The following is a 26,352-nucleotide window of genomic DNA, read 5'->3' as shown; positions in this document are numbered from 1 at the left end:
GGGGCAAGCACCACGACGTCGAGCGAGGGAGTTATTGTGTCAGGAACCAACCCGGATCCCGAGGACGACAAGATCACCGGCCTGGAGCCTGGCGGCGGGGTTCCGCCGGGCGAAACCCCGCCGGGGGAAGCCTCCACCGCCGGCCCTCAGGGCCACGAGGAGCGCGGCACCGGGAAGGGCACCCAGTTCCTGTGGATCGGCATCATCGGCGTCGTAGTCCTGCTGTGCCTGCTGTACTTCATCGGCTACATCGTGGGCTTCTTCGACTAGGCCGTGTTCCGCCAGGCGGTCAGCCTAACTGGGCCAGTCGAAGAATCCCTTGCCGGTTTTGCGTCCGAGTTCTCCGCGGGCCACTTTGTCCTTGAGGATCTGCGGGGGTGCAAACCTCTCGCCAAGGGTGGAGTGGAGGTATTCGGCGATTCCCAGGCGTACGTCCAGGCCCACAATATCCGTGGTTTTGAGCGGGCCGGTGGGGTGTTTGTAGCCCAGGACCATGGCATTGTCGATGTCCTTAGCGGAGGCCACTCCTTCCTCAACCATCCGCATCGCCTCCAGTGCGATGGCCACGCCCAGGCGTGAGGAGGCAAAGCCGGGGGCGTCATTGACCACGACGGCGGTCTTGCCGAGTGCCTCCACCCAGGTTTTCGCCGCATCAGCAAGTTCGGGAGACGTGCGCTCCCCCAGCACCACCTCGATAAGGGTGGATGCCGGCACGGGGTTGAAGAAGTGCAGGCCCAGGAAGTTCTCCGGCCGCTTTAGTTCACGGGCCAGGCCGTTGACGGACAGCGATGACGTGTTGGACGCCATGAAGGCATCCTCTGCCAGCCGTTCCTCGATGCCGCGCAACGCGGTGACTTTCAGGTCCCAGTCTTCGGGCACTGCTTCCACCACCAACTGGCGGTCCTTGAACGCGTCGTAGTCGGTGCTGACGGTCAGCCGGGTCACCAGTTCTTCGAAGTTGGCATCCACCGCCCCGCGTTCAATGCTTTTCAAGGCTGCGGACTCCACCCGTTCCTGGGCAGCTTCGGCGGAGACGTCGTCGCGTTCCACCACCAGCACGTTGGCGCCCTTGATGAGGAAGGCGTGGGCGATGCCCGCGCCCATGCGGCCGCCGCCCAGCACACCGACGAGGGAGGGAAGGCCGGGGGCTACTGATGAATTACTCATGGTCTACTTTCCATCGGCGGGGTTGGCGGAGGCGGCTGCCTTCTTCGCTGCATTGCGGTCCAGGAACGCCTGCATCCGGTCGAATTTGGCCTGCGACTCGAAGAGGATGCCCTGGGCCAGCTGGTCGATCAGCGGGTGCGCTTCCGCGGGGGCGTGGAATACGGATTTGGTGATGCGGACGGCCAACGGGTCCTGCCGCCCGATCCTGCTGGCCAGGCTGTGGGCAGCCTCCAGGAGTTCTGCCGGATCGTGGATTTCCGTGATGAGGTTGGCCGCTTTGGCTTCCTCGGCGCCAAGGACCAGTCCGGCCAGCAGGATCTGCTTGGCCAGCGGCTCGCCGACGAGTTCCCTCAGCCGCCAGCTGGCACCGGCCGCCGCAAGGATTCCGAGCCCTGTTTCCGGGTTGCCGATCCGCACGTTGGGGGTGCCGATGCGGAAGTCCGCGGCGTAGGCGAGTTCCGCGCCACCGCCCAGGCAGTAGCCGTCCAGGGCCGCGATGACCGGCATGGGCAGCTTGGCGATCCGGACGAAGATGGTGGAGTTGATGCCCTCCAGTGCATCTTCGCGGCGCCGTTCGCGCAGCTGGGCAATATCGGCGCCGGAAGCGAAGACCCCGTCCACGCCGGCGATGATCAGTACCTTGGGGTTCTGTTCCAGGGCCGCGCAGACAGTGTGGAGTTCGTCCACCATCTGCTGGTCGATCGCGTTCTTCACCTGGGGACGGTTGAGCAGCACCACCACCCGGTCCTCGCGCTCCTCCACCAGGAGCGCGGAGAAGTTTTCTGCTGCCAGGTCCACCTCCGCCGCCATCAGATTTTCTCCAGCAGCATCGCCGTGCCCTGGCCTACGCCAATGCACATGGTGGCCAGGCCGATTTTCGCGTCTTCGCGTTCCATCCGTCCCAGCAGGGTGATGGCGATCCGTGACCCGCTGGAACCCAGCGGGTGACCCAGGGCGATCGCGCCGCCGTCGCGGTTCACGATCTCCGGTTCCAGCCCAAGCCGGCGGATGCAGGCCAGGGACTGCGTGGCAAAGGCTTCATTGAGTTCGACGGCGGACAGGTCGCCGACGCTCAGGCCGCTCCGCTTGAGCACCTTCTGGGTGGCGGGGACCGGGCCGATGCCCATGATCTCGGGCTCGCAGCCGGCTGAGGCGCCGTCGATGATGCGGGCACGGGGGGTAAGGCCCAGCCGCTCGATGGCTGCTTCCGAGGCGATGATGATGGCGGAGGCGCCATCATTCAGGGACGAGGAGTTCCCGGCCGTCACCACGGAACCGCCGTGCGCCACGGGCTTGAGCTTGGCGAGCACGTCCATGCTGGTACCGGCGCGCGGGCCCTCGTCGGTGTCCACCACGGTCTCTGACTTGCGGGTCTTGACCGTGACGGGCACGATTTCGTCCTTGAACCGGCCGGCCTCGATGGCGTCCAGGGCAAGCTGGTGGGACCGGACGGCGAATGCGTCAGCGTCCTCACGGGAGATGCCGTCCACCCGGGCTACTTCCTCCGCCGTTTCCGGCATGGAGTAGGTCATCTTGCCGTCCCGGGACAGGCCGCCGTGCAGGAAGTGGGGATTGGTGAACCGCCAGCCGATGGAGGTGTCGAAGATCTGGCCCGGCTTGGCGAACGCAGCAGTAGGCTTCTCCTGGACCCAAGGGGCGCGGCTCATGGACTCCACGCCGCCGGCGATGACGATGTCAGCGGCTCCGGCCTTGATCATGTGGCTGGCCTGGATGATGGCACTGAGGCCGGAAGCGCAGAGCCGGTTGACCGTGATTCCCGGAATATGCAGGGGCAGCCCGGCCAGCAGGGTGGCCATGCGGGCCACGTTCCGGTTTTCCTCTCCCGCGCCGTTCGCGTTGCCCAGGATGACTTCGTCGATGCTCTCAGGATCCAGGCCGGCGCGTTCCACCGCTTCCCGGACCACAAGGGCCGCAAGATCATCCGGCCGGACGGAGGACAAGGCGCCCCCATACCTGCCTACGGGCGTTCGGACCCCACCAACAAGGAAAGCCTGCGGACCTGCGGTTGCAGCCATGGAAACACCCTTCACGCGATAAACAGCACTGTCATCGGCGGCCGGCGCAGCGAAATTTCCCACTTACCGACCGTTCGTTCTGTAAATGGTACACGGGCAGCCCCGGCCGCGCATCCGATTACAGGACCCTCACCCCAAGATGCGCAGCGATCAGCGGCGCCAGGAGCCCGTCAGGTCAAGTGATCCAAGGGTGCAGTCTTCCAGCCGCACGCGGGTGGCGCCGGCACCGCCCAGGTCCAGCTCGTTGATGATGCACCCACTGATGAGCACGTCCGCCAGCTTGGCGCCGCGGAGGTTGAGGTAGTCCAGCTTGCCGCCTTCGATCCGCACGGACTGCCAGCCGCTTTCATACAATTCGGCCGAGCCCAGGCGCGGGTTGCGAAGCTCCACGTCCCGCCAGGTACTGTGGGCACCCTGGAAGACCGGCGCGTACGCCTCCGCCAGGATGCAGTCGCGGAACGAGGTGCCGCGGAGCTGCGCGTCGTTGAAAGAGGCAGCATCGAACCGGCACTCGGCAAATACGGCCTCACCCAGGTCAAGGCCATCCAGGGCGGCGCGGTTGAACCGCAGGTTTTCGTACCGGTCCCCGCGGCGGAATACCGGATCCTGCACTTCTTCGAGATCCTGCAGTTCCACGGCGGAAAGCCGGGGCGGGGCCACCTTGGCCGCCGCCGTGCCACGTCCTTTATCCATAGGCCGAGCCTAACGCCGGTGCAGCCAGCAGGCCGCAACTGCAACAGGGTACTTGAAATAGTAAGCAAGCTTTGTTTATGGTGAAAGGGCACGGTTGATCGACGGAAACGAAAGGAGGCCGGAACCATGGGCCTCGGAGACAAGATCAGTAACGCGGCAGAGGACCTTGGCGGCAAGGCCAAGGAAGCTGCAGGCAACGCGACCGACAACGACCACCTGAAGGCAGAAGGCCAGGCCGACCAGGTCAAGGCAGACGCCAAGAAGGTGGGCGAAAGCGTGAAGGACGAGTTCAAGCGCAATTAGTCCTTGCTGCTGCAGCCGCAGCGAACGGCGTGCTGCAACAGCCCAAAACGGCGGCGGATCCAATGGATCTGCCGCCGTTTCGCTGTCCACCCACCATCGATTGCTGAGTAGATGCCGTTTTGGGGCCTCAAAACGGCAGTTACTCAGCAATCGATGGGGTTCACCAGCCGCTGCGGGTTGGGGTATGCCCCTTCCGGGAATCTTCGGGCATGGACATCTCGGCCCGGACACCCAACAGCCGGACAGCGTTGCCGGGTTCGATCTTTGAGACCAGGCCAAGCACCTCTGCCAGCACCACTTCGGGATCGGAGGTCTCGGGGATCTTCCGCGCGTAAGTCCTGGTGGTGAAGGGAACGTAGCGGACCTTCAACGTCAGGCCGACCACCGGCCTGCCTTCGGCGGCAACATCCTCCAGGACGTGCGCAGCCAGCTCCCGGACGGCGTCCTCAATCTGCACCCCGTCGGTCAGGTCCCGCTGGAAAGTGGTTTCGCGACTGTGCCCGCGCGCCACCCACGGGGTGTCATCGACGGTCCGGGAACCGTCGCCCCGTCCCAGTTGCGCGTACCAGGGCCCCATTTTTGGACCGAATTCGGGAACCAGGTCATCGGGGTTCGCCGCTGCCAGTTCGGCAACGGTCGTGATCCCCAGGGTGGCGAGCCGGCGGGACACCGCCTTTCCCACACCCCAGAGGTCGATGGTGGGCCGCTCACCCATGATCTCAAGCCAATTCCCTTGCGTGAGGCGGAAAACGCCCGCGGGCTTGCCGAACGTCGTCGCGACCTTGGCACGGACCAGGGTGTCCCCGATGCCGACGCTGCAGTGCAGCTGGGTTTCCGCCAGGACTGCCTCCTGCAGCCGGCGGGCAAAGGCTTCGGGATCGGCCGTCTCAAGCCCGACGAATGCCTCGTCCCAGCCGAGCACCTGGACGGTGGTTCCCGGCTGGGCACGCAGGACCCTCATCACCTTTTCGGATGCTTCCAGGTAGGCTTCGTGGTCCACCGGCAGGATGACCGCATCGGGCACTTTCCGCGCGGCGATGCGCAGCGGCATTCCGGACCCCACGCCGTAGGCCCGTGCTTCGTAGGACGCAGTGGACACCACTGCCCGCTCCGTGGGGTCGCCCCGGCCGCCGACGATTACCGGCCTGCCCGCAAGCTCGGGACGGCGCAGTACCTCGACGGCGGCGATGAACTGGTCCAGGTCCACATGCAGCACCCACTGTTCGCTCACAAGCCCCAGTCTGCCCGGCCGGACTCCAGGGGGCTAGCCTTGGCCCATGATGAACGTAGACCTCAGCGCTGCGGGCGCGGCTGCCGGCGGCTCCCCCTCCCTGCACGGCTACCTCGCCGTGCCTGTTGGACAGGGGCCGTTTCCCGGCGTCGTGATGATCCATGAAGCGTTCGGCCTGGACGACCAGACCCGGCGGCACGCGGACCGGCTGGCCCGGGCCGGGTACCTCACCCTGGCGGTGGACCTGTACAGCGACGGCGGTCCGCGGCGTTGCCTGGTGAGAACCATGCGCGCCATGGCGGCCCGTACGGGGCGTCCCTTCACCGACATCGCCACGGCCCGTACCTGGCTCGCGGAGTCTGAACTGTGCAACGGCAAAACCGGGGTGATCGGCTTCTGCATGGGCGGCGGGTTCGCCCTGCTGGTGGCGCGTGACGGATTCGACGCCGCGTCCGTCAACTACGGCCGGCTCCCGGGCAAGCAGCAGCAGGAACTGGAAGACGCACTGCGCGGTTCCTGCCCCATCGTGGCCAACTACGGCGGCGCGGACAGGTCCCTGAAGGGGGCCGCGGCGCGCCTCGAAACTGCGCTGGACCAGTTGGGCATCGAGCACAGCGTGAAGGAGTTTCCCGGGGCCGGGCACGCCTTCCTCAACGACGAAGAAATCGGGCCGGTTCTCCTCAGGCCGCTGATGCGGGTCATGGGCGTGGGGCCGGACCCCGAGTCAGCCCCGGAGGCCTGGCAGCGCATCGAGGACCACTTCGCCAGGTACCTGAAGGACTAAGCAGCAGCAGAGGGGCTGGACCTGTCCGGCACTCCGTGGAAACGCCGACGGCGGGCCACCCACTGAAGGGGCGGCCCGCCGTCGAACATTGTCCGGAAAGCGTTAGCTGAAGAGCTCGCTCTTAGGCTCGTTGTTCTTGACCTTCTGCCAGCCGAGCCACAGGAGCACGGCGAAGAACGGGATCGTGCCCAGGGTCCAGAGGCCCAGGTAGAACACCTCGCCGGTGGCCTTGTCCGTCATGGTGTCGAAGCCGATGAGGATGGTGATGGCGAGCAGGCCCAGCAGTCCGGCCCAGCTGGTCCACGGCGAGCCGGGCATCGGCAGGGTGGAGGTGATGCCCTTGCGGCGGCGCAGCACGATCTGGCTGGCGAAGATGGCACCCCAGCAGAAGATCACGCCGATCGAGGCGCTGTTGAGCGCCAGGTCGAAGGCGTGCGAACCGCCCAGCCAGATATTCAGCAGGATGCCCACCAGGTAGAACGCCGCGATGGCCAGGATGGCGGCATACGGGACGTGCCGCTTGGACATTTTGGTAAGCCACTGCGGGGCGTGGCCGTTGTTGGCCATGGTGCGGAAGACCCGGCCAATGGAGTACAGGCCGGAGTTGCACGAGGACAGCGCGGCGGTGATGACGATCATGTTCATCACATCGCCCACCCAGCCCAGGCCCATCTGGCCGAAAACGGTCACGAACGGCGACGTGCCGGCCTTGTACTGGTCGGACGGCAGCAGCATGGCCAGCAGCAGCACGGAACCGACATAGAACACCACGATGCGCAGGACGACGGCTCGGATCGCCTTGGGCACTTCGCGCTCCGGCTTTTGCATCTCGCCGGCAGTGACTCCGACCAGCTCGATGCCGTTGTAGGCGAAGATCACGGCGTTAAGGACCAGGACCATCACCAGCGCACCCTTGGGGAACATGCCGCCGTCGGCTGCGAAGAGGTTGGCCACCGAGGCATGCCCGGTGCCCACCTGGGCATTGGTGACCACCATGAAGGTGCCCACGGCCAGGAAGATGACGATGGCGCCGACCTTGAGGCAGGACGCCCAGAACTCGAATTCGCCAAACGCCTTAACGCTCAGCAGGTTGACCGCCACCAGCAGAGCCAGGGCCGCGATGGCCGAGGCTTCCACGGGGACGTTGGGGAAGAAGAACTGGAAGTACAGACCGATGGCGATGAGCTCCGCGATGCCCGTCATGCCCCAGTTGATGAAGTACATCCAACCGGACAGGTAGGCGCCCTTTTTGCCGAACATCTCCCCCGAATAGCTCACCAGGGAGCCGGAGGTCTGGCGGTACATGATGAGTTCGCCCAGGGCCCGCATGAGCAGGTAGGCAATGACGCCAGCGATGGCGTAGGAGAAGATCAGGGCCGGGCCGGTGGAGGCGAGGCGTCCGCCGGCGCCCATGAAGAGGCCGACGCCGATGGCGCCGCCCATGGCGATCATGGTGACGTGGCGTCGGCCCAGCGTCTTTTTGTAGCCCTCGGCGCTGAGGGACGGGTCGACGGCGGAGGATGGCGCCGTGCTGTTTTTGAGGTCTGTGGGGGTACTTTGAGGCACAACTGTTCCTTGTGGGTTGGGGGTTGGCCGCATCCGGTCTTCGTATGATCAAGCTCACAAAATTCGGCCTTTAGGCCTTGGGACCAGCAGATGTGAGGGTGGATCGGCCGAACTGCCGAAGCTTCACGCGACCTGACCATCTTACAAGACGGTCCGGGGTGGTACGTGACGCGCACTACACCCCGGCGCCCGGCGATAGGCTGGGGGCATGGCAACAGCCCACCGCTTACCGCCCGCCCCGCAACCCCAGCTGTACCGGTTTTCGCCCCTGGACCTGGCCGCACTGTGCCTCTACGTTGCCATTGCCGGGTTCTTCGCGGTGGCCGGCAATGTGCTGTCCCCACTGCTCCGGCTGGTGGCCCCGTCCCCGGCAGCGGCCTCTTATGCCGTGAACCTGCTGTTCTATGCCTCCGTGGGAATACTCGCGCTCCTGGCCGCCCGCCGGGTGGTGGCGCGGGACCTTAGAGTGCTGGGGACCCGGCCCTGGTTCACCCTGCTGATGGTGCCGGCAGCCGTGATCGCGATGATGATCCTGACCGCCGTCGTGGTGGCCGCGAACGGGCAGGTTGAAACCTCCGCCAACCAGGCCGGGCTGCAGGCGCTGATGCAGCAGGTCCCCGCATGGCTCATGGTGCCTTTGCTGGTGGTGGTGGGTCCGTTCGTGGAGGAGTACATCTTCCGCCACCTGCTCATCGGCAAGATGTCCAGGCGCGTGAACGTCTGGATCTGCTGCGCCCTGTCCGTGGTGCTGTTCGGCGCGCTGCACATCGTGGGGCAGGAGGCGCTGACCCTGACTGCCCTGCTCCCCTACCTGGCCATGGGTGCCACCCTGGTGTCCGTCTACATGTGGACCGGGAAGAACCTCATGTTTTCCTACTTCGTGCACGCCGCCAAGAACCTGCTGGCCGTGATCCTGGTTTACGCCATCCCGCCGGAACTGTTCAACCAGATGCAGAACGTCCAGGCCTAGGCGCGCGCACAGGACCTTCCGCAACGCCCCGGCCGCCCTTACCGTGGACGGATGGGACTAAACATCCAGATCGTTGTCGATTGCGCCAGCCCGCATGAGCTGGCCGACTGGTGGGCCGAAACCCTGCAGTGGGCGGTGGAACCGCAGGACGCAGGCTTTATCCGCTCCATGATTGAGCAGGGCTACGCCACCGAAAACCAGACCACGACGCACCGCGGAAACCTGGTGTGGAAGGACGGCGCCGCCATCCGGCCACCGGAGGAGATCGAGGCCAAGGATCCGCAGCGGCGCATCCTGTTCCAGACCGCACCCGAGGGGAAAACGGTGAAAAACCGGGTGCACTGGGACGTCCGGCTGGACGGCAGGGACAAGGATGAGGTGCGGCGCGAACTCGAGGCACGCGGGGCTTCCTTCCTTTGGTCTGCTCGGCAGGGACCGCATTCCTGGCACACCATGGCGGACCCCGAGGGCAACGAGTTCTGCATCAGCTAAGCACGATTACTAGACTTGGACGGTGAGCAACCAGATCCCCGCCCCGGTGTCCGATGTCTTCGATCCCACGCGCTGGCGGGTGGTTTCCGGCTTCGAGGACTTCCAGGACATGACCTACCACCGGCAGGTGGAGCGGGATTCCGGGGGCGGCTGGGTGCGTGACCTGCCCACGGTCCGGATCGCGTTCAACCGCCCGGAGGTCCGTAACGCGTTCCGGCCCGGCACCGTGGACGAGCTCTACCGCGCCATGGACCACGCCCGGATGACGCCGGACGTCGCCACCGTCCTGCTGACCGGCAACGGCCCCTCCCCCAAGGACGGTGGCCACTCCTTCTGCTCCGGCGGCGACCAGCGGATCCGGGGCCGGGACGGCTACCGGTACGCCGACGGCGAGACCCAGGAAACCATCGACCCCGCCCGGGCCGGCAGGCTGCACATCCTTGAAGTCCAGCGCCTGATGCGCACCATGCCCAAGGTGGTCATCGCCGTCGTCAACGGCTGGGCGGCCGGCGGCGGACACTCGCTTCACGTGGTTTCAGACCTCACCATCGCGTCCCGGCAGCACGGAAAGTTCAAGCAAACGGACGCCACGGTGGGAAGCTTCGACGCCGGCTACGGCTCGGCGCTCCTGGCCCGGCAGGTGGGCCAAAAGACCGCCCGCGAGATCTTCTTCCTGGCCCGCGAATATTCCGCAGAAGACATGGTCCGCATGGGCGCGGTCAACGAGGCCGTGGACCACGAACGCCTGGAGGAGGTGGCGCTCGAGTACGCAGCTGACATCGCCCGGCAGTCCCCGCAGGCCATCCGCATGCTGAAGTTCGCGTTCAACCTTGCCGATGACGGCCTGGCCGGCCAGCAGGTGTTCGCCGGTGAAGCCACCCGGCTGGCCTACATGACGGACGAGGCTGTGGAGGGCAAGGAGGCCTTCCTGCAAAAACGCGACCCCGACTGGTCACGCTTCCCGTACTACTTCTAAGGCAGGACGGCAATGAACAGCGAAGCCTCACCCAGCACCGCCCACGGCGGCCCGCTCAACATCGAACCGGCCCTGAAAGCCCTCGCGGCCGCCCTCCACGGCGAGGGCCCCGCCGTCGAACTGTCCGTTGGACCGGACGGCGAACTGGTGGTGGGCCACGTGGAGACCCCCGGTTGCGACGACGCCGTGGCCGTGGTCCGCACCTCCGGTTCCACCGGCACGCCCAAGGCAACCCTGCTGACCGTGGAGTCCCTGGCGGCATCCTCGATGGCCACCGCGCTGCGGCTCAAGGGCGAGGGCCAGTGGCTGCTGGCCCTGCCCGTGCAGTTCGTGGCCGGCATCCAGGTGCTGGTGCGGTCCCTCTTTGCCGGGACCCGGCCATGGGTGATGGACATGTCCGGCGGCTTCACCCCGGAGGCCTTCACGGCGGCCGCGCTGGAACTCACGGACAAGATCCGCTTCACTTCCCTGGTTCCCACGCAGCTCCAGCGGCTCCTGGACGATCCTTCGCCGGACACGCTTGCCGTGCTCCGTCGTTTCAACGCCATCCTGCTGGGCGGGGCCCCTGCATCCCCGGCCCTGCTGGACGCCGCCCGCGACGCCGGAGTCCGGGTGGTCACCACGTACGGTTCCGCGGAAACCTCGGGTGGGTGCGTGTACGACGGCTACCCCCTGGAAGGCGTCTCGGTCCGGGTGGCGGAGGACGGCCGGATTCTGCTGGGCGGGGACACCGTGGCTGCCGGGTACATCGAGGCCCCGGACGAGGAAACCGGAACATTCTTCGAGGAGGACGGGGTTCGCTGGTACCGCACCAGCGACCTCGGCACCATTGACGACGACGGCCGGCTCACCGTGCTGGGCCGGGCGGACGACGTCATCATCACCGGCGGCGTCAAGGTCTCGGCCGGCCACGTGCAGGAGCAGCTGGAAAAGTCCGACGCCGTCGCAGCGGCTTTCGTGGCGGGCGTCCCTTCCGCGGAATGGGGCCAGGCGGTGGCGGCCTACGTGGCGCTGGCACCCCATGGTGCCGCCGGGATCGGTACCGCCGGTGAAGCCGGACCCGGGCAGGAGGCCGGGGACCCCGGCGTCGTGCTTCAACAGCACTGGCAGCGGCAGCTGGGGGTGCTGGCGCCCAAAACGGTCCTCACCGCGCCTGCCCTGCGGATGCTGCCCAATGGAAAACCGGACCGGCTCGCCATGGCCGCCGAACTCAGCTCCCGGCACGGGGGAAAGTAGAGTGGACCTGCACCACCGCGGCCGGTGCACACGTTCCATCCAGCCGTCTTACCGAAACAACACGAGGTACTAACCGTGGCAACAGCCGCCCAATGGATCCAAGGCGCCCGACTCCGGACGCTGCCGGCAGCGATCGCGCCGGTGCTGATCGGCACCGCCGCCGCCTACGAAATGGACTCGTTCCTCCTGCCCAATGCGATCCTCGCGGCGCTGGTGGCGCTCCTGCTCCAAGTGGGCGTGAACTTCGCCAACGACTACTCGGACGGCATCCGCGGGACGGACGATGACCGGGTGGGTCCGCTGCGGCTGGTGGGCTCCGGTGCCGCCAAGCCCGAACACGTCAAGTGGGCGGCGTTCGGCGCCTTCGCCCTGGCCATGGTGTTTGGCCTGGTCCTGGTGGTCCTCACCCAGGCATGGTGGCTGATCCTGGTGGGCCTGGGCTGCGTCATGGCCGCGTGGGGCTACACCGGCGGCAAGAACCCCTACGGCTACATGGGCCTGGGCGACCTGTTCGTGTTCGTCTTCTTCGGCCTGGTGGCCACCCTGGGCACCACCTTCACCCAGGCAGGGCACATCAGCCTGTCCGCGGTCATCGGCGCAATCGGCACCGGGCTGATCGCCACCGCCCTGCTCATGGCCAACAACGTCCGGGACATTCCCACCGACATGCAGGCCGGCAAGAAAACCCTGGCCGTGCGGCTTGGGGACAAGCACGCGCGCGAAAGCTACGTCCTGATGCTTGCCGTAGCCATCCTGCTGGTGGTGATCCTGGCGCCGGGACGGCCGTGGATCCTGATCGTGCTGCTGCTCATTCCGGCCTGCCTGATGCCGGCCTGGCTGATGATCAACGGCCGCAAGCGCAAGAGCCTGATCCCGGTCCTGAAGCAGACCGGCCTGATCAACCTCGGCTACAGCGTGCTGTTCTCACTGGGGCTGGTCCTCAGCCACGGGTTCTAGCGCTTCTTGCCGCTGCCTTTGGCGTTGTTGATGGTGATGTCCGGGTTGGCGTCCAGCAAGGCGTCCTCGGCGTTGGCGTCCTGGACCTCGCCGGCGGAACGCATCGGCTTGGCCTTCCCGGAGAAGCGGTGCTGCAGGGCTGCCGAGGCGGCGTCGCGCTGCTTCTGGAAGAACAGGTAGCTGATGGCAAACGCAATGAGTGCGGCGCAGATAACCGCCATCAGCGCCCCGACCTGCAGGAGCGCAAACAGGACAAACAGGGGCACGAAGATTGCCAGGCGGATCAGGGAGTATTTCAAAAAGGCCACTATTCAAGTTTAGCCGCCCCGGCCAGCAGCCCCTGCGCGTCCTGACGATAGACTTAATGGCATGCTCTTCCGTGTGGCTTTGGCCGTCGCAGTCCTCGTCATCTTTGTGTATGGCCTGGTGGACGTGATCCGCGCTGAAGGCCGCCTGACCCGGGGCATTTCGAAACCCGCGTGGATCATCGTGCAGATCGTCCTCCCCGTCCTCGGCGCCGTCCTGTGGCTGCTGATCGGCCGGCCGCGCGGCACTGCGCAGCCGCGGCCCAGCTACCCGCACCCCACCGCCCCGGATGACGACCCGGACTTCCTGCGCAACCTGGAGGCACGCCGCCGCAACCAGGCCGAGGCCGAGCGGCTGAAGAAGCTGCGTGACGAGCTGGAGTCCAGGGCCAAGGAGGACGGCGGGAAGCACCCGCGCGGCACGGACGAACACGATACCGACGGACTGAAATAACGCCCATGGCGTCCCCGTCCGGAGGAGAAGAGCGGCGGCTGTCCGCTCCCCCACCGAGGCCCGGCCTGTCCTACTCAGCGCCACCGCCCATCCCGGTCGCTCCCCCTGTGCCGCGGACTGTCCGCACCGCCCGGTCGCTGTGGCTCTTCAGCTTCGCCGCCGGGCTGGCAGTCCTGCTGGGCTCCTTCGTGGCCCGTGACTCCAACCTGCAGCGGCTTCGCGGAGTGGTGGCGGACATGGCCTCGGGAAGCGACGCCGGATCGGTGGGAACCGCAGCGAACATCGTGTTCTGGGGCAGCATCGGCGCCCTGCTCCTGGTGACCGTGCTGGAGGCCGCTGTCCTGGCCGCAGTAATGGGCCGCCGGACCTGGGGCCGCTGGGCCCTGGTGCTGCTGCTGGCCGGCCATCTGCCCGTCATGGTCCTTGCGTCCGCGTTCCTGGTCCCCAGTGGCGCCGCGGGCAGTTACGTGGTGATGCTGTGGGGCGCCGAACTTCTCCTGGCCTTCGCCGGGCTGGTGCTCCTGTTCCTGCCGCCCGCGGGAGCCTGGCTGAAGCGTCAGCGTCCGCGGGGCTGAGCCGCCCGTCCTTGCCTTGCCGGCCGCACTATGCCGATTGCGGCTGCCGCGTCCTGCCGGTGCAATCGGCCAGCACGCCCTCGCAGCTGCGGATCACCACCCGGCAGGCCTCCACGGCTGACCGTGCAGTCAGGGGGCTTTCAGCGACCGCGCGCCAGCGGCCCAGCACCTGGCGGGCCTGCGCCGCCAGGACCTCCGGAGGCGAATCGGAGGGCACGCCCAGCCGCTGTGACGCCGCGGCGCCCTGGCCGCCGATGAGCCGTTCAGCTTCCGCCGCCAGTTCCGGAGCAAGTTCCACCCCTGTGGTCCGCAACGCCGCCAGCAGCCGGAGCTCGCGGAATTCGTGCGCGCCGGCCTGCAGCCGCTCCAGGGATGCCGCCAGCTGCTCCGTTCCCTGCCGCGGCCGGGTGGCCAGGAGGTCTTCCACCGCTGCCAGCGCGGTCCTGGCCTTCAGCGCCCCCGCCCTCGCCTGGAACTGGCGGTCCAGCAGCTCCAGCAGCGGGTCCAGGCCGCTGCGCCGGGCGAGTTCATGGGCCAGGGCTGTTGGCTCCCCGAATCCGTTGCGGACCAGGACCATGGCGAGCCGGATGCCGAAGAGCCCGTAGCGCTCCAGCAGTGATGTCCGGGCCTCTTCCGTCAGTCCGTCCGGTTCAGCGGAGCGGCGGAACCTGTCGGCGGAAAGCAGCATCCGTTCGCGCGCGGCGCGGTCCAGGGTGGCAAGCAGCTGGAGGGCCTCGAAGTCCGCCTGGCGCAGGGTGCGGGCGCTTTGCGCCAGGAGCCCTGCCACCGGGACAACGCCCAGGGCCAGCTTCCGTAGGTTGGGGTCCCGGCTGTACCGTTCCGCGATGGTGCCGGCGGACAGCAGGGAGTCGATGCGGCCGGCTCCCACCTCATCGGCCCGGGACAGCACCGCGATGGCGTTGACGGTGCCTGAGCGTCCCGCCCCGATGTCTCGGAAGGATTCCAGGAACCGGATATCGGATTCGTGCAGGTGCCGCATCAGGTAGATCACGGCATCAGCCTCCGACGGCGTATCCTCCGGGGTCAGGAACCGAATGGACCGTGCCGACACATCCTGGGAGAGGGAAGCGATGCCGGGGGTGTCGATCAGCGTCATGGCCTTCAGCGCCGGCGACGGCCATTCGACGTCGAGGCGCTCCACCTCCTCCGCACGCACGCCGTCCAGGACGAAGACCAGGCGCCCGTCCACGCGCTTCAGCGGGAGGTTCCGGGGCAGGCCGTCCGTGGGGTGGAGGGTGATGCGGGGGGTGCGTCCGTGCCGGTACCAGGTGACAATCCGGGTGCATTCGCCGGTGTCAGTGGGCGCGATCTCCTCGCCGATGATGGCGTTCAGGAGGGTTGATTTCCCTGCTTTCACCATGCCGGCTACGGCAATCCGCAGGGGCTCGGCCAACCGCTGCGCGTAGCCCTGCAGGGCCTGGACGGCGTCCGGGTCATCCGCATAGGCCTCCAGCGCTTCGCGGATCAGCGCCGCCGCTCCGGCTGTGGTGGACGCCGTCATCCCACCCCTGCCGCGGTACGGGTTCCGGCGGCGGCAACCTCCGCTGCCACCGCTTCCGCCGCGCGGTGCAGCGCGTCCACCCGCTTGAGCTCGGCCCTGATGTCCCGGATGCGGCCTTCCTTCTCCTGCGCATACGAGTTGGCTGCCTTTTGGGCTGCTGCCACCGAGTCCGACAGCGACCGGTGGTATTCATCGGCGATCTCGGTGAAATGGTCCCTGATGGTCCGCTGGACCAGGCGCAGCCTGTCCTTCAGCTGCTTGCCCACCTGGAAGGTGACATCGTCCAGTTGGCGCCTGACCAGCGCTTTCGCTTCGCCCTGACGGCGCTTCAGCCGCGTTTCCTTGTCCTCACGGTAGGCCTTGCGACCCAGCAGCAGCCCGGCACCCACGGACAGCGGATTGATCAGGGCCATCCCGAAAATCCCGGTCAGGAGGCCAAACATCAGGACGCCGCCATAGGATCCCCGCATGCCGATGAGGACTTTTTGGATCGGGTTCACGCGGCCGGGATCCAGCCCGGGCATCTGGTCCACCGGGTCCAGGGCGTCCCCGGAGTCGGACACGTGCAGGACGGGCAGTGACACCTCGTCTGCGGCGAAGTGCTCAGCCACCTGCGCGGCCAGCCATTGCGACCGCTCGCTGGTCCAGACAAAGGTGTCCGAGACCGCCGCGGCAACGCACTCTTCGAGCCACGCGGAAAACTGCGTCCAGACAGGACCGGGATCGCCCTGGTCGATGGCGTTCTCGGCTTCCCGTTGGATCCGGCGCAGGCGGTCGCGGAGGTCGTATTCCATGTCGGCGATGAGATCGTTGATGCCATCGCTGAGCGTCAGCTGCCAGCGCGCGGACCGCTTCCGCAGCTCGTCCGCCTCCGTTTTGGCCTGTTCCAGGGCTGCGAGCATCTGGGGCGTACCGTCGGGGTTCTCCAACGCGTCCAGCTCGGACTGCAGGGACAGGCGCAGGTTTTCGGTGACGGAGAGCAGGTCCTGGCTGACGGAGCGGCGCTGGATGCGCTGCGCCTTGCCCACAATGTCGTTGCGCAGGTGGGACACCAGGGCTGGGAAGCCTGATTCGGCGTTGAGCTCGGCGTCCTGGAGGCGTGAGGCCTCGAGGCGGAGGTCTGCGGACAACGGGAACAAGGGGATGTCCGGTGCCACCTGGTCCAGGTGGTTCCTGTCCAGCTCTTCAACCCGGCGCCAATCCGGGTACAGGTCCGTTTTGGAGAGGACGGCGGCAACGCTGGGGGTGATCCGCATGGCCTGGCGCAGGAACCGCAGTTCCGGTTCCGTGTATTCCTGGGAGGCGTCCGAGACCAGCAGCATGGCATCCGCCGTGGGAAGGGCGGTGAGGGTGGTCAGCGTGTGGGTGGAGCCCATGCCGCCCACACCCGGGGAGTCGATGATGGTCAGTCCCCCGGTGAGGACGCGGCGGGGCAGGCAAACTTCCGCGGCCGCAAGCTTCCGGCTGTTTCCCGGGTTGCCCTGCTCCGAGACGAGTGCCGGCAGCTCTGACAGCTCAATGGGCCGGCGCTCGATGCTGCCGTCCCCGCCGTCGCCCGCAGGGTTGGCCGCCTGGTTGCCGGCCTGGTTGTCCGCCGTGGGGACCAGGACGGCCGCCGAGGCCGGTTCGCCGTAGCGGACGATGGTGGGCAGCGAGGTGGCAATATCGTCATCCACCGGGCACACCGGGGCGTTCACCAGGGCGTTGATGAGCTTGCTCTTCCCCTGCTTGAACTCCCCCACCACAATGACCCTGATGCTGGGGTCCTGCAGCCGGACCATGGCCTGGCCCAATCTCCTGCGCAGGTCCTCGCGGTCCCCGGCACCCACCAGCTGCAGGCCCTGCTCCACGAGCTTGGCCAGCTGTCCGGCCGTCATGGGCCCCGCCGGCCGTGCCGGTTCTGCATCTGCCACAGCCTCTCCCCCCCCCTGCCCCAGCGCCAAAAGATCTGTTCCCGTGAGACGGATCCGGGTGGTTCGCCCCACGGGAATAGCGTGTTACAGCACGGTGGAGTCGTCAACCACCGAATCGTCGATGGTGGCGTGGTTGTCCAGGTCAACATCCGTGTGCGTGGAGTTGTCCTCCGTGAAATCGAGCTGGTTGTCCGCCACCACCAGGTTGTCTTCAACGATGCTGGTGGCGGGGTCGTCCTGGAACGAGTCGTCCACGTGGACATCCACCGCGGTAGTGGTGGAGCTGTCCTGGTTGAAGGAATCCTCAACCAGGGTGGAGGTGTCCTGGTTGTAGGAGTCGTCCACCGCCACGGAGTTGTGGGTGGAGTTGTCGGAATTGTCGTTGAACGAGTCCCGGACGTCCACGTCCACGTCGGTGCTGGTGGAATGGTCCGAGTAATCCGTGTGGCGGGAATTGTCGGAGTTGTCGTTGAAGGAATCGTCCACGTCCAGGCCGAGATCGGTGTTGAAGGAGTCGGAGATGTCCGTCTGCTCGTTGCCGATGCTGACGTCACTGCCGGCATGGATGGAGTTGTCCGTGGAGTTATCGGTCGAGTGGTCGGTGTTGTAGGAGTCCCTGACGTTGTAGGAGTCCCGCACGTTGTTGGAGTCCCGCACGGCGGCGTCATCACCGGCGGCCACGGCCTGGTCGCCGGAGGCCACCACGGCATCGTTGTCGAACCACTGCTCCACGTCACCGTGCGCCCAGATGTTTTGGTTGACGGACTGGTCGGTAATGGTGACGCGGTCATCCAGCATGGTGGTGTTGGTGGTGTAGGAGAAGTGGTTCACCACGTGGTGGAGCTGCTGGACCGCGTGGGCGTGGTCGTCCTGGTCGTAGCCGGCGCCCCCCTGCCCCGCAGCCCCTCCGCCGTGGAGGGCGGAGGTGCCTGCGCCGTGGCCGCCCAGCGTCCCCGTCTGCCCGGCCCACACACTGTTGCCGCCGGTGGTGTGCTCCCGGGCGAAGGAAGTGGCATTGACGGTGATGGGAGCGTAGTCGAGGACCACCGGCATGGCGGCGTCAACGTCAGCCGAGCACACGTTGGCCAGGCCGTGTTCCTGCAGTGCCCTCTCCGGGTCATCCAGGAACTCCTGGATCGCCTCCCGGTCGCCGAAGAGCTGCATCAGGAACTGAACAAGGTCATTTGCGAGTGTTGGCATATGCGTGGTCCTCACATCTTCGTGGAGTTGTGGATCATCCGGTGTACGTATCCGGTTGCTTCAAACCTAAATTCGCCGCCGGGGACGGTGCATCGGGCGCTTTCCCCCTACCCCCGGGCGCTGTTCCGGGGCACTGGCACCCCCGTGTCTAGGGGGATTAGGGGTTATTCCTGCTGCGGATTCAGCGGCTGGGAATGTTCCACGCCAAGGGCCAGGCGCAGACGGGCCAGCAGGTCGGAACGGTTTTCCGCTCCCAGCCGGCGCCGGATCCTGGCAATGTGGTGCTCCGCGGTCCTGGGCGATATGTAGATTGCCTCGCCGATCTCCCGGTAGGTCTTGCCCTCAAGCACCAGCCTGGCCACTTCCTTTTCGCGCTCGCTCAAACCGGAGGCGTCGGGCTGCCCCGCTTTGCCGGCGTCGGTACCGGTTCCTGCCTGCACCTCCGCCGCCCCTGATGCTCCGGCAGCAGGGCTGCCTTGGGGGTGAAGGTCCCGGGCACAGGAGAGCAGGCGCATCATGTCCCGGCGCTCGTCGGCCCGGGCGGCAGCGTGCCCGGCCAGCCGTGCACCCTCCCAGGGCATCCCCACCGCACCGAGCAGCCGGGCAGCACCCTCCACATCGGCGGTCCGGAACCGGCCGGCGAGCACCGACACCCAGGCTTTGCCGGCCGTGGCGAGCACCGCGGCAAGCTGGCTGTGGGCAGAGGCCCGCGCCAGTGCCGTTGCGTGGGGAGCAAGATCGGCGGGGCTTTCATTCAGCAGCGCAGCCTGGACGGCGGACCAGTGCAGGGGAACGGACCACAGGGCAGGACCACCCAGGCGGCCCAGCAGTTTCCAGGCGTCCTCCAGGTACTGCGCCACCCGGCGTGTCTCGCGCAGCCGGGCCGCGGCGATCAGCAGTTCGCCCCACGGCAACAGGTTGTAGAGGTCCACCGAGGTGTGGAGCATGGCTTCGCGTGCCCGTTCCCATGCCCTGAGCAGCTCCGGCACGTCGCCGTTCCGGCGCGCAAGCCCCACCTCCAGGGCCGCGCACATGAACTCGTCGCGCGGGACCAGGGGCCAATGGTTGGCTTTGGCCGCTTCCGTGGCTGCCAGGCGGGCGTCCTCGAGTTTGTCCTGCATCATCGCCGCCCAGGCCTGGAGCAGCAGGAGCCTTGGCTGGGCGGCGTTGCCGCCCTGTCCGGCTGCGGCTGCTGCCTTGCAGACCGTCTCCGCCAGGTGCGGCTCACCGCTCTGCAGGGCCAGCAGGGCTGCCAGGGCTGCCGGTGTTTCCGGCAACGGAAGGGCCGTGCCCGCCGAGTTCAGCATGTCCGAGGCATGGATCAGGATGGAGATGCCCTGTTGCGGCTTGTCCCCCAGGGAGGCCAGGATTCCCTGTCCCGTCTGGACCAGGGCGGCCGCAAGCAGCGTCGGCGAGGCCGCCGGAGCATCGGGCCGGAAGAAGGCCTCCGCACCTGCCCGGTCACCGGCGCCGATCATGGCGACGGCGGCAAGCGGCGCGGAGGGGCCCACCCGTCCGGGACCAAGCCAGCTGTACACGTCGGCTCCACGGGCCAGCATTCCCCGCTGCGCCCAGACGGAGGCAGCGACATCGGCTCCGCGGCGCACGTCCGGCGGGTCCGGGCTGACCAGGAGCGCGTCAATGATGCGGGCCGCGGCGTCGAGTTCCCCGTCGCCGGCTGCGGCCTGGGCGCGCCTGGCTGCGGTGGCCACCGGGTCGGCGCCGGCCAGGAGTGCTTCCTCGTAGAGTTGGGACGCCAGCCTGGGGTCATTCTCCAGCACGGCGTTCCCAGCCTGCTCCAGTTCCGCGGCCACCCGTGGATCGGCAAGGCCTCCCCTGGCCAGCTCGCGGGCGAGGTTCCCCAGCGGCTGTCCTGCGGATGTGAAGACGGTTACGAGCTCCCGCTGGAGCGCGTGCACCTTGGCCGTGGGGGTGGCGGTCAGGAGGGCGTGTTGGGCCGTCCCCACCACCGTGCCGTCCGGCCGCAGCAGGCCTGCGGCTTCGGCGCGGTCCACCAGGGCATCAAGGTCCTCCACCGTTCCGCTGATGAACTTGTGCTGGAGGTCCGCCGGAAGCGGTCCCGGCAGGGCGAAGCCCACCGAAAGTGCCAGCAGCAGCTCCCGGACGGCAGCGTTTGCGCCCTTCAACTGCTTGGCCATCAGCTCCGCGGCGTGGGGCGGATGGCCCTGGTGGTCAGGTGCGGTGAGCAGGGGTACGGGCCGTTCCGCCCGCTGGATGTGTCCGTCCATGTCAGGCCCCTGGAGAAGTGGTCGTGGCCGTTGCGACGGCAGTGTCCGTCGGAGTCACGGTGGACTCCTCCGGCGTGGGTGAAGGTGCAACGGTCGGGGTGGGCGTTAGGTCTTCCTTTTGTTTCTCGATTTTTTGGGCAGGCGCGGTAGGGACGGGTTGCGTGGTGGCCGTTGGCGTTGCGGGGCCTATGGTGGCTGAATCGGGAACGATGGCTGTCCCCGGAGTGCTGCCCCCGGCTGCTGACGGCGGATCCGCTGCAGGGGCTGCGCCGGCGGCCGCAGGCCCACCCGCCGTGGCGCCGCCGGCCGCGGCCTGGCTGCTGGTGGGTGAGGCGGACACGTCGAGCCCGGGCTGCTGCGCGATTGGCTTTTTGGCGCTGGCCTCCACGCCCGCGAGCGGCTGGGGCGCGCCAACGGCTGCTGCTCCTCCCCCTCCACCTGGTGTTTCCGCCCCGCCGGTGCCTGCGGATCCGCCGTCGGTGCTCGCTCCGGCCTGCGGTACGAACATGGCGGTGAGGCTTCCGAAGCCGTCGGGGCTCTGCGCGGCAGTGGCGGTGAGGACCGTCAGGAGGGCTGCCGCAGCGGCAACAGCCGTGACCCGGACGGTGGGTTTCGGGGCGTGTGCCCCTCTTTCCCCCCGCCGCGCAGTCCGGACGGCCCCGTGCCCCGCGCCGGCGTCAGCCGTCGTCGCATATTTACGTGACCAGCTGGGCAGGCCTGGTCCGGAGGGTGCCGGTGGCACTGCGGAGGGCACGACGGCGGGTGGCGCCGCTGCGGCGGACGTTTCAATTCCTGCCGCGTCAGTTTGGGGCACTGCCGTTTCTGCGCGGGCTGCGGCGTGCGCGAGAAGCGCGGCCACGGCCGCGCCGAGGCAAATGGAGGACTTGGGATCCGCGTCAACGGCGATGGGCCGGTCCAGTTCCTCCGATACCACCTGCGCTACCAGGGGGATCCGGGACGAGCCGCCAATCAGCAGCACCGCGGACAGGTCTGCCGGTTCCAGGTGCAGCTGGGCCAGGGAGCGCTCCAGCGCGTCCACCGTTTCCCGTACGGGCTCTTCAATCAGGGCCTCGAACTCGGAACGGACCAGGCGGATTTGCTGCTGGACGCCGGGCAGGAGCACGGGAATGCTTGCCTCGCTGTCGGAGGACAGGGCTTCCTTGGCCTCCACGCATTCGCGCCGGAGGCGGGCCAATGCCCCGAGGACCGCGGGGTCGGCGGGGTCGAGGTCTGCCAGGGCGGCGCCGGTGTGCGCGGCAACATAGCTGAACACGGCGGCGTCGAAGTCGGCCCCGCCCAGGTCTTCGATGCCCTCCGGACGGCCCAGCAGTTCGAAGCGGCTGCTGCCGGACTTCCGCAGGACCGCGGTATCGAAGGTGCCGCCGCCGAGGTCGTACACCGCGATGGTGCTGCCCTCCTCCACCCGCACCTGCGAGGCGTAGTGCAGCGCCGCGGCCTCGGGTTCGGGAAGGAGGGTGACGTTTTCCAGGCCGTGGGCGGCAAGGGCGGCGCGGATGGCGGACAGGCGGTGGATGCCCCAGGCAGCGGGGTGGGTCAGATAGACGGCCGACGGCGGGCCCCCCTCGCGTTCGGCCGCGCGGTCTGCCACCCAGCGGGCCATGGTGGCGAAGACGTCCTCCGGCTGCAGCGCCAGGGTGCCCAGGATGATGGGAACGTCGTCGCCGATGCGGCGTTTGAATTCCCGCACCACGCGTTCCGGCGAGTCCAGACCGCGGCGTTCCGCGACCTCGCCCACCAGGACAGTGCCTTCCTCCGGGAAGTACACCACGGAGGGAACCGACGCTCCACGCGCGCCCAAAGGCAGGCACTCAGGCACAGCGGAGGGACCTTGGTGAAATCGAACAACGGCGGCTGCCGTGAAACTGGTCCCGACGTCTACGGCGAGAGCGTAGCTCATGGTTACCTCGGAAGGCTGGCGGTCCACATGCAAGCTTCATCACAGTGAACGTCACCAACGTAGCATTTCCGACGGACCCGCGGACAGCCCTGTTGCTACATCGAATGGTTATTTAGCGGCCAGTTGCCGCGATGCGGGTGGATTCCCCGCCCAGGGCCCGGAAAGGGCCCGTTTCTAGAGGCCGGAGTAGGAGTGAAGCCCGTTGAAGAACTGGTTCACGATGGTGAAGTTGAAGATCACGCACAGGTACCCCACGATCGACAGCCACGCGGCGCGTGTCCCGGTCCAGCCGCGGGTGGCGCGGGCGTGCAGGTAACCTGCGTAGACAACCCAGATCACGAACGTCCAGACCTCTTTGGTGTCCCAGCCCCAGAACCGGCCCCATGCCTTTTCCGCCCAGATGGCACCGAACATGAGGGTGAAGGTCCAGCCGATGAAGGCGATGGCGTTGATCCGGTAGGAGAGGTTTTCCAGGCTCAGCGCGGAGGGCACCAGGCGCATGAAACCGAGCTTGTCGGCGCCGCCGGCTGCAACGGTCTTCTGCCGGTGGGACTGCACCAGCTGCAGGGCGGACATCGCGAACGTCAGGGTGAACAGGGCCGAGGAAAGCACGGCAATGGATACGTGGATGACCAGCCAGTAGCTCTGGAGGGCGGGGACCAGGTGGCCCACGGGGGTCCAGAAGGCCACCGAGGCAGCCACCAGCATGATGATCACCAGGCCCACCACGAAGGTACCCAGGAAGCGCAGGTCGCGCCGGATCAGCGAGAGCAGGAAGACGGCCGCCACCAGGAACGCGCCGGTGGTGAGGAACTCGTACATGTTGCCCCACGGCACGCGGCCCGCGCCCAGGGCCCTGGTGACCACGCCGGCGCCGTGGATGAGGACGGCGAGGGTGGTCAGGGCCACGGCGACCCGCGCCGGAACCCGGCGCTCCGTGGCGTACTTCATGTCGCCGTCGGCCGTTACGACACCGCCGGCCCCGGCGCCGCCGGCCTTGGCAGCGGACGACGACGGACGCTCGGCCCGGTCGGCGGGCCCGTCCAGGCGCGCCCCGGCAGAGCCGGCGCCAACACCGGCGGCCACGGGAACCTTGGTGGCAGCCCCGGCCTGGGCGGCCTTCAGGTCAACTGCGCGCAGGGCCTTGCTGCTCTTGGCCAGGTCCCAGGCGAAGGCAATGAAGGCCACTGTGTAGGTGCCCGCCGCCAGCAGCATGAAGAGTTCGCTGTACTGGCCCATGGTTTCGTTGATTCCAAATGGCATTACTGGTCCTTTTCGGGCCCGGTGGGGCCTGCTGGGGTGGTGACGGAGCCTTCGGCCTTTTCGGCGGAGCCTGCGACATTATCGCCTGTCCGGCTGGGAGTTTGCTGGGACGGGGCAGTATTTTCGGGGGCAGCAGCGTCAGGCGCGGCCTCGTCGGCCAGCTGCCACTCGGTGGCGAACAGTTTCCGCAGCGCGGCCGCCTCGCCCGCCAGCCGGTGGTCCTCGCCGCGGGCCAGCAGCCCGTATTCCACCATGGTGCGGCCGTCGTCAGCGGTGCCGGTGCGCACCCAGACGCGGCGGCGGTTGACGTAGAGCGAAAGGATCAGGCCGGCCACAGCCAGCAAGGCGAAGATCAGGGCGTACAGCTGCCCGGGGTTGTGGTGGATGTCCACGCCGATGTACCGCTTCACGCCGTCAAAGCTGATGCTGCCCTTGCCGTCCGGGAGGGTGTAGGTGGAGCCGGGCGCCAGCGTGATGCCGCCCGCGGCCAGGTTCCTGGCGTTGAGCGGGGTCAGGTTCTTGACGTCCAGTTCGAAGACGTTCTGCGGAGCACCCTTGTTCAGGCCCAGGTCGCCGTAGTAGGAGTTCAGGGTCAGCTGCGGGTTGAAGAGCTCAGGGTCGGCGCTGAAGGAGACGTTCTTGTCCGTCACGAACGCGGTGGGGAGGAAGAAGCCCACGAAGCCCAGCTGGTCCGGCTGGGCGTCGGGGACCTTGATCACCACGGAGGAGTAGTAGTTCTCGCCCTGCAGCTTGGCCACCACCGGGCCCTGCATGGCCACGTTGCCCGCCCCGTCCCGGATGGTCACCACCGGCGCGTAGCCGTTGCCCGTGAGGTAGATGCTGGTGCCGCCCAGGCTCACGGGGTCGTTGACCTTCAGGATCTCCTGCTTGGGCGGAGCGTCCGGGTTTTCCTTGGTGGTCACGGTGGCGGCGAAATCGATGGGCTGGCCGAACTTGCCCCGGGACTCGCGGTCGAAGGTGATGTTGAACTTGTCCAGCTGGAGCGAGTACGGCTGGAGCTGGCTGGACTGGAAGTTGGTGCCCGGGTTGAACTGGTCATAGCCCACCAGGGTGTTCACGAAGGTGTCGCCTTCCACCAGGATGCGCTGGCCGCTGTATCCGAACAGGCCGCCGGCGGCCACGGACACCAGCACGCCGATGAGCGAGGTGTGGAAGACCAGGTTGCCCACTTCCTTCATGAAGCCGCGTTCGGCACCCAGGGACGGAAGGGCGCCGTCGGCATCCCTGACCTCCACCCGGTAGCCGCGCTTGCGCAGCAGGCCGGCCGCACCGTTGATGGCGTCCGACGCCGGGACGGCGGCACTGGCGGGGATCACCAGGGTGCCGTATTCCGGCAGCCTGGAGAGTCGCTGGGGGGTCCGCGGCGGCTGTGAGCGCATGGCCTTGTAGTGGGCGATGGCCCGCGGCACCACGCAGCCGATCAGGGAGATGAACAGCAGGAGGTAGATCGCGGAGAACCACGCCGAGGAGTAGACATCGTAGAGCTGCAGGGAATCGAGCAGCTTGCCGTAGTCCGGGTGGTCCTTGATGTATTGGGTCACCACGGCCGGGTTTGCCGGCCGCTGCGGGAACAGTGATCCGGGGACGGCGGCGACGGCGAGGAGCAGCAGCAGGAACAGCGCGGTGCGCATGCTGGTCAGCTGGGTCCAGGCCCACCGGAGCATGCCCTTGGGTCCCAGGGCCGGGAGGGCAGCCTGGGCCTTCGCCTCTGCGACAGGGGCGGATTGCTTCTTCTTTACGTTCACACGCTCGCTCATCAGATCGGCAACTTCACGTCGGTTTGGAACCAGTACTGCAGCCCGGTCACCCAGGCACCCCACACGCCGGTGGCCATCAGCAGCCCGAGGACCACCAGGATCCCGCCGCCGGTCCGCTGGATGGCCAGGCGGTGCTTGCGGAAGAACGCCATGACGCCCATCCCCCGGCGCAGGGCCAGCGCGATCAGCAGGAACGGGATGCCCAGTCCCAGGCTGTACACAAAGGCAAGGAAGGCGCCCTTGGCGGCGGAGGATCCGCCGGAAAGACTCAACAGCTGCACGGCGGAGTACGTGGGGCCGATGCACGGGGCCCAGCCCAGGCCGAAGGTCAGGCCCAGCAGGGGCGCTCCCCAGAGCCCGGCGGGCGGCTTGGCGTGGATCTTCGCGTCGCGCTGCAGCCAGCTGAAGCCGCCCATGAAGACGATGCCCATGATGATGACCAGGATCCCCAGGAGCTGGGTGATCCAGGCGTTCTGGCTGCCCGTGATCAGGGTACCCAGCTGGCCGAACGCGCCGCCCAGCAGGACGAAGATCACCGAGAAGCCCAGGACGAACAGTCCGATGCCTGCCAGCATCCGGCCGCGTTTCTGCTTTTGCAGGTCCACTCCGCTCAGTCCGGTGACATATCCCAGGTAACCGGGCACCAGGGGAAGGACACAGGGGGAAAGGAAAGACACAAGTCCGGCGAGCAGGGCCACCGGAATGGCCAGCAGGAGGGAGCCACTGAGGATAGCTTCGGCGAAGGGGCTGTTCACGGTCCCGGC

24 protein-coding genes and 1 pseudogene are annotated in these 26,352 nt (G+C 67.4%); 10 read left to right on the top strand and 15 right to left on the bottom strand.

What is annotated here, in order from left to right:
• The first annotated feature begins 36 nt into the window (after positions 1-36).
• Positions 37-270 (top strand): DUF6480 family protein, encoded by a 234-nt coding sequence (locus BACI349Y_RS04630; protein ID WP_159630874.1) that lies wholly within the window; start codon positions 37-39, stop codon positions 268-270.
• Positions 271-294: 24 nt separating this feature from the next.
• Here the strand turns inward: BACI349Y_RS04630 and BACI349Y_RS04625 are convergent, their stop codons facing one another.
• The 4 genes and pseudogenes from BACI349Y_RS04625 to BACI349Y_RS04610 all read right to left on the bottom strand — a co-directional run.
• Complete coding sequence (locus tag BACI349Y_RS04625) at positions 295-1,167, bottom strand: 3-hydroxyacyl-CoA dehydrogenase family protein (protein WP_159630872.1); 873 nt, start codon at positions 1,165-1,167, stop codon at positions 295-297.
• A 3-nt stretch (positions 1,168-1,170) separates the two neighbouring features.
• Positions 1,171-1,977 (bottom strand): enoyl-CoA hydratase/isomerase family protein, encoded by an 807-nt coding sequence (locus BACI349Y_RS04620; protein ID WP_201302389.1) that lies wholly within the window; start codon positions 1,975-1,977, stop codon positions 1,171-1,173.
• A complete protein-coding gene (locus BACI349Y_RS04615; RefSeq protein ID WP_159630870.1) occupies positions 1,977-3,203 on the bottom strand; it encodes a thiolase family protein in 1,227 nt (408 codons plus the stop codon). Before BACI349Y_RS04615 ends, BACI349Y_RS04620 begins: the two co-directional genes overlap by 1 nt.
• A 162-nt stretch (positions 3,204-3,365) precedes the next feature.
• Positions 3,366-3,896: pseudogene (locus tag BACI349Y_RS04610) on the bottom strand (pentapeptide repeat-containing protein); the annotation flags it as partial.
• 126 nt (positions 3,897-4,022) lie between these two features.
• On the opposite strand from BACI349Y_RS04610, the gene BACI349Y_RS04605 reads away from it, so the two are divergent.
• On the top strand, positions 4,023-4,199 hold the full coding sequence (locus BACI349Y_RS04605; RefSeq protein WP_159630868.1) for a CsbD family protein: 177 nt from the start codon (positions 4,023-4,025) through the stop codon (positions 4,197-4,199).
• Between the two features lie 160 nt (positions 4,200-4,359).
• Here the strand turns inward: BACI349Y_RS04605 and BACI349Y_RS04600 are convergent, their stop codons facing one another.
• The gene (locus BACI349Y_RS04600) at positions 4,360-5,430 is read right to left on the bottom strand and encodes a DNA polymerase IV (RefSeq protein WP_442858395.1); all 1,071 of its coding nucleotides are present in this window, start codon (positions 5,428-5,430) and stop codon (positions 4,360-4,362) included.
• Positions 5,431-5,476: 46 nt separating this feature from the next.
• On the opposite strand from BACI349Y_RS04600, the gene BACI349Y_RS04595 reads away from it, so the two are divergent.
• On the top strand, positions 5,477-6,214 hold the full coding sequence (locus tag BACI349Y_RS04595) for a dienelactone hydrolase family protein (protein ID WP_159630866.1): 738 nt from the start codon (positions 5,477-5,479) through the stop codon (positions 6,212-6,214).
• Positions 6,215-6,316: 102 nt separating this feature from the next.
• On the opposite strand, the gene BACI349Y_RS04590 is transcribed toward BACI349Y_RS04595, so the two are convergent.
• Positions 6,317-7,780: an amino acid permease gene (locus BACI349Y_RS04590; RefSeq protein ID WP_159630864.1), complete on the bottom strand. Its 1,464-nt coding sequence runs from the start codon at positions 7,778-7,780 to the stop codon at positions 6,317-6,319.
• 208 nt (positions 7,781-7,988) lie between these two features.
• Here BACI349Y_RS04590 and BACI349Y_RS04585 point away from each other — a divergent pair, with 208 nt between their 5' ends.
• The 5 genes from BACI349Y_RS04585 (at position 7,989) to BACI349Y_RS04565 (ending at position 12,411) form a co-directional block, all read left to right on the top strand.
• On the top strand, positions 7,989-8,750 hold the full coding sequence (locus BACI349Y_RS04585; protein WP_159630862.1) for a CPBP family intramembrane glutamic endopeptidase: 762 nt from the start codon (positions 7,989-7,991) through the stop codon (positions 8,748-8,750).
• A 51-nt stretch (positions 8,751-8,801) separates the two neighbouring features.
• Positions 8,802-9,242, top strand: a complete 441-nt coding sequence (locus BACI349Y_RS04580; RefSeq protein ID WP_159630860.1) for a VOC family protein — start codon at positions 8,802-8,804, stop codon at positions 9,240-9,242.
• Positions 9,243-9,264: 22 nt separating this feature from the next.
• On the top strand, positions 9,265-10,218 hold the full coding sequence (locus BACI349Y_RS04575) for a 1,4-dihydroxy-2-naphthoyl-CoA synthase (protein ID WP_159630858.1): 954 nt from the start codon (positions 9,265-9,267) through the stop codon (positions 10,216-10,218).
• A gap of 12 nt (positions 10,219-10,230) precedes the next feature.
• Positions 10,231-11,454: an AMP-binding protein gene (locus BACI349Y_RS04570; RefSeq protein ID WP_159630856.1), complete on the top strand. Its 1,224-nt coding sequence runs from the start codon at positions 10,231-10,233 to the stop codon at positions 11,452-11,454.
• Positions 11,455-11,529: 75 nt separating this feature from the next.
• Positions 11,530-12,411 (top strand): 1,4-dihydroxy-2-naphthoate polyprenyltransferase, encoded by an 882-nt coding sequence (locus tag BACI349Y_RS04565; RefSeq protein WP_159630854.1) that lies wholly within the window; start codon positions 11,530-11,532, stop codon positions 12,409-12,411.
• Here BACI349Y_RS04565 and BACI349Y_RS04560 read toward each other — a convergent pair.
• Positions 12,408-12,719: a DUF4229 domain-containing protein gene (locus BACI349Y_RS04560; RefSeq protein ID WP_201302388.1), complete on the bottom strand. Its 312-nt coding sequence runs from the start codon at positions 12,717-12,719 to the stop codon at positions 12,408-12,410. The genes BACI349Y_RS04565 and BACI349Y_RS04560 overlap by 4 nt on opposite strands.
• A gap of 61 nt (positions 12,720-12,780) precedes the next feature.
• On the opposite strand from BACI349Y_RS04560, the gene BACI349Y_RS04555 reads away from it, so the two are divergent.
• Positions 12,781-13,170, top strand: a complete 390-nt coding sequence (locus tag BACI349Y_RS04555; RefSeq protein WP_159630852.1) for a PLD nuclease N-terminal domain-containing protein — start codon at positions 12,781-12,783, stop codon at positions 13,168-13,170.
• Between the two features lie 5 nt (positions 13,171-13,175).
• Positions 13,176-13,745 carry a hypothetical protein gene (locus BACI349Y_RS04550; RefSeq protein ID WP_224026974.1) on the top strand — a complete coding sequence of 190 codons (570 nt, stop codon included), beginning with the start codon at positions 13,176-13,178 and terminating at the stop codon, positions 13,743-13,745.
• Between the two features lie 28 nt (positions 13,746-13,773).
• Here BACI349Y_RS04550 and BACI349Y_RS04545 read toward each other — a convergent pair whose 3' ends face one another.
• From BACI349Y_RS04545 to BACI349Y_RS04510, 8 genes are all read right to left on the bottom strand, one after another.
• The gene (locus BACI349Y_RS04545) at positions 13,774-15,267 is read right to left on the bottom strand and encodes a dynamin family protein (RefSeq protein WP_159630850.1); all 1,494 of its coding nucleotides are present in this window, start codon (positions 15,265-15,267) and stop codon (positions 13,774-13,776) included.
• Positions 15,264-17,144, bottom strand: coding sequence for a dynamin family protein (locus BACI349Y_RS04540; RefSeq protein WP_159635199.1), 1,881 nt, complete (start codon positions 17,142-17,144; stop codon positions 15,264-15,266). The genes BACI349Y_RS04545 and BACI349Y_RS04540 overlap by 4 nt, the downstream gene beginning before the upstream one ends.
• Positions 17,145-17,264: 120 nt before the next feature.
• Entirely contained in the window at positions 17,265-18,380 is a 1,116-nt protein-coding gene (locus BACI349Y_RS04535) for an IniB N-terminal domain-containing protein (protein WP_159630848.1), read from the bottom strand.
• 164 nt (positions 18,381-18,544) lie between these two features.
• Positions 18,545-20,629 (bottom strand): LuxR C-terminal-related transcriptional regulator, encoded by a 2,085-nt coding sequence (locus BACI349Y_RS04530; protein ID WP_159630846.1) that lies wholly within the window; start codon positions 20,627-20,629, stop codon positions 18,545-18,547.
• 1 nt (position 20,630) lies between these two features.
• A complete protein-coding gene (locus BACI349Y_RS04525; protein ID WP_159630844.1) occupies positions 20,631-22,547 on the bottom strand; it encodes an Hsp70 family protein in 1,917 nt (638 codons plus the stop codon).
• A 174-nt stretch (positions 22,548-22,721) separates the two neighbouring features.
• Entirely contained in the window at positions 22,722-23,810 is a 1,089-nt protein-coding gene (ccsB, locus tag BACI349Y_RS04520; protein ID WP_159630842.1) for a c-type cytochrome biogenesis protein CcsB, read from the bottom strand.
• A complete protein-coding gene (gene resB / locus BACI349Y_RS04515; RefSeq protein ID WP_159630840.1) occupies positions 23,810-25,588 on the bottom strand; it encodes a cytochrome c biogenesis protein ResB in 1,779 nt (592 codons plus the stop codon). The genes ccsB and resB overlap by 1 nt, the downstream gene beginning before the upstream one ends.
• On the bottom strand, positions 25,588-26,343 hold the full coding sequence (locus BACI349Y_RS04510) for a cytochrome c biogenesis CcdA family protein (protein WP_159630838.1): 756 nt from the start codon (positions 26,341-26,343) through the stop codon (positions 25,588-25,590). The genes resB and BACI349Y_RS04510 overlap by 1 nt, the downstream gene beginning before the upstream one ends.
• Positions 26,344-26,352: the final 9 nt, after the last annotated feature.

The sequence above is a fragment of the Arthrobacter sp. 8AJ genome (assembly GCF_902506025.1).
Lineage (GTDB): Bacteria > Actinomycetota > Actinomycetes > Actinomycetales > Micrococcaceae > Arthrobacter.
The sequence above is the reverse complement of the archived record's forward strand: the minus strand, read 5'-3'. Positions and strand labels throughout refer to the sequence as shown.

Excerpts from the sequence above, each read along its gene's own strand:
- BACI349Y_RS04625 (WP_159630872.1), bottom strand. The coding sequence starts at position 1,167 with ATGAGTAATTCATCAGTAGCCCCCGGCCTTCCCTCCCTCGTCGGTGTG.
- BACI349Y_RS04620 (WP_201302389.1), bottom strand. The coding sequence starts at position 1,977 with ATGGCGGCGGAGGTGGACCTGGCAGCAGAAAACTTCTCCGCGCTCCTG.
- BACI349Y_RS04615 (WP_159630870.1), bottom strand. The coding sequence starts at position 3,203 with ATGGCTGCAACCGCAGGTCCGCAGGCTTTCCTTGTTGGTGGGGTCCGA.
- BACI349Y_RS04605 (WP_159630868.1), top strand. The coding sequence starts at position 4,023 with ATGGGCCTCGGAGACAAGATCAGTAACGCGGCAGAGGACCTTGGCGGC.
- BACI349Y_RS04595 (WP_159630866.1), top strand. The coding sequence starts at position 5,477 with ATGATGAACGTAGACCTCAGCGCTGCGGGCGCGGCTGCCGGCGGCTCC.
- BACI349Y_RS04585 (WP_159630862.1), top strand. The coding sequence starts at position 7,989 with ATGGCAACAGCCCACCGCTTACCGCCCGCCCCGCAACCCCAGCTGTAC.
- BACI349Y_RS04580 (WP_159630860.1), top strand. The coding sequence starts at position 8,802 with ATGGGACTAAACATCCAGATCGTTGTCGATTGCGCCAGCCCGCATGAG.
- BACI349Y_RS04570 (WP_159630856.1), top strand. The coding sequence starts at position 10,231 with ATGAACAGCGAAGCCTCACCCAGCACCGCCCACGGCGGCCCGCTCAAC.
- BACI349Y_RS04555 (WP_159630852.1), top strand. The coding sequence starts at position 12,781 with ATGCTCTTCCGTGTGGCTTTGGCCGTCGCAGTCCTCGTCATCTTTGTG.
- BACI349Y_RS04550 (WP_224026974.1), top strand. The coding sequence starts at position 13,176 with ATGGCGTCCCCGTCCGGAGGAGAAGAGCGGCGGCTGTCCGCTCCCCCA.
- BACI349Y_RS04545 (WP_159630850.1), bottom strand. The coding sequence starts at position 15,267 with ATGACGGCGTCCACCACAGCCGGAGCGGCGGCGCTGATCCGCGAAGCG.
- BACI349Y_RS04540 (WP_159635199.1), bottom strand. The coding sequence starts at position 17,144 with ATGACGGCCGGACAGCTGGCCAAGCTCGTGGAGCAGGGCCTGCAGCTG.
- BACI349Y_RS04535 (WP_159630848.1), bottom strand. The coding sequence starts at position 18,380 with ATGCCAACACTCGCAAATGACCTTGTTCAGTTCCTGATGCAGCTCTTC.
- BACI349Y_RS04530 (WP_159630846.1), bottom strand. The coding sequence starts at position 20,629 with ATGGACGGACACATCCAGCGGGCGGAACGGCCCGTACCCCTGCTCACC.
- BACI349Y_RS04525 (WP_159630844.1), bottom strand. The coding sequence starts at position 22,547 with ATGAGCTACGCTCTCGCCGTAGACGTCGGGACCAGTTTCACGGCAGCC.
- ccsB (WP_159630842.1), bottom strand. The coding sequence starts at position 23,810 with ATGCCATTTGGAATCAACGAAACCATGGGCCAGTACAGCGAACTCTTC.
- resB (WP_159630840.1), bottom strand. The coding sequence starts at position 25,588 with ATGAGCGAGCGTGTGAACGTAAAGAAGAAGCAATCCGCCCCTGTCGCA.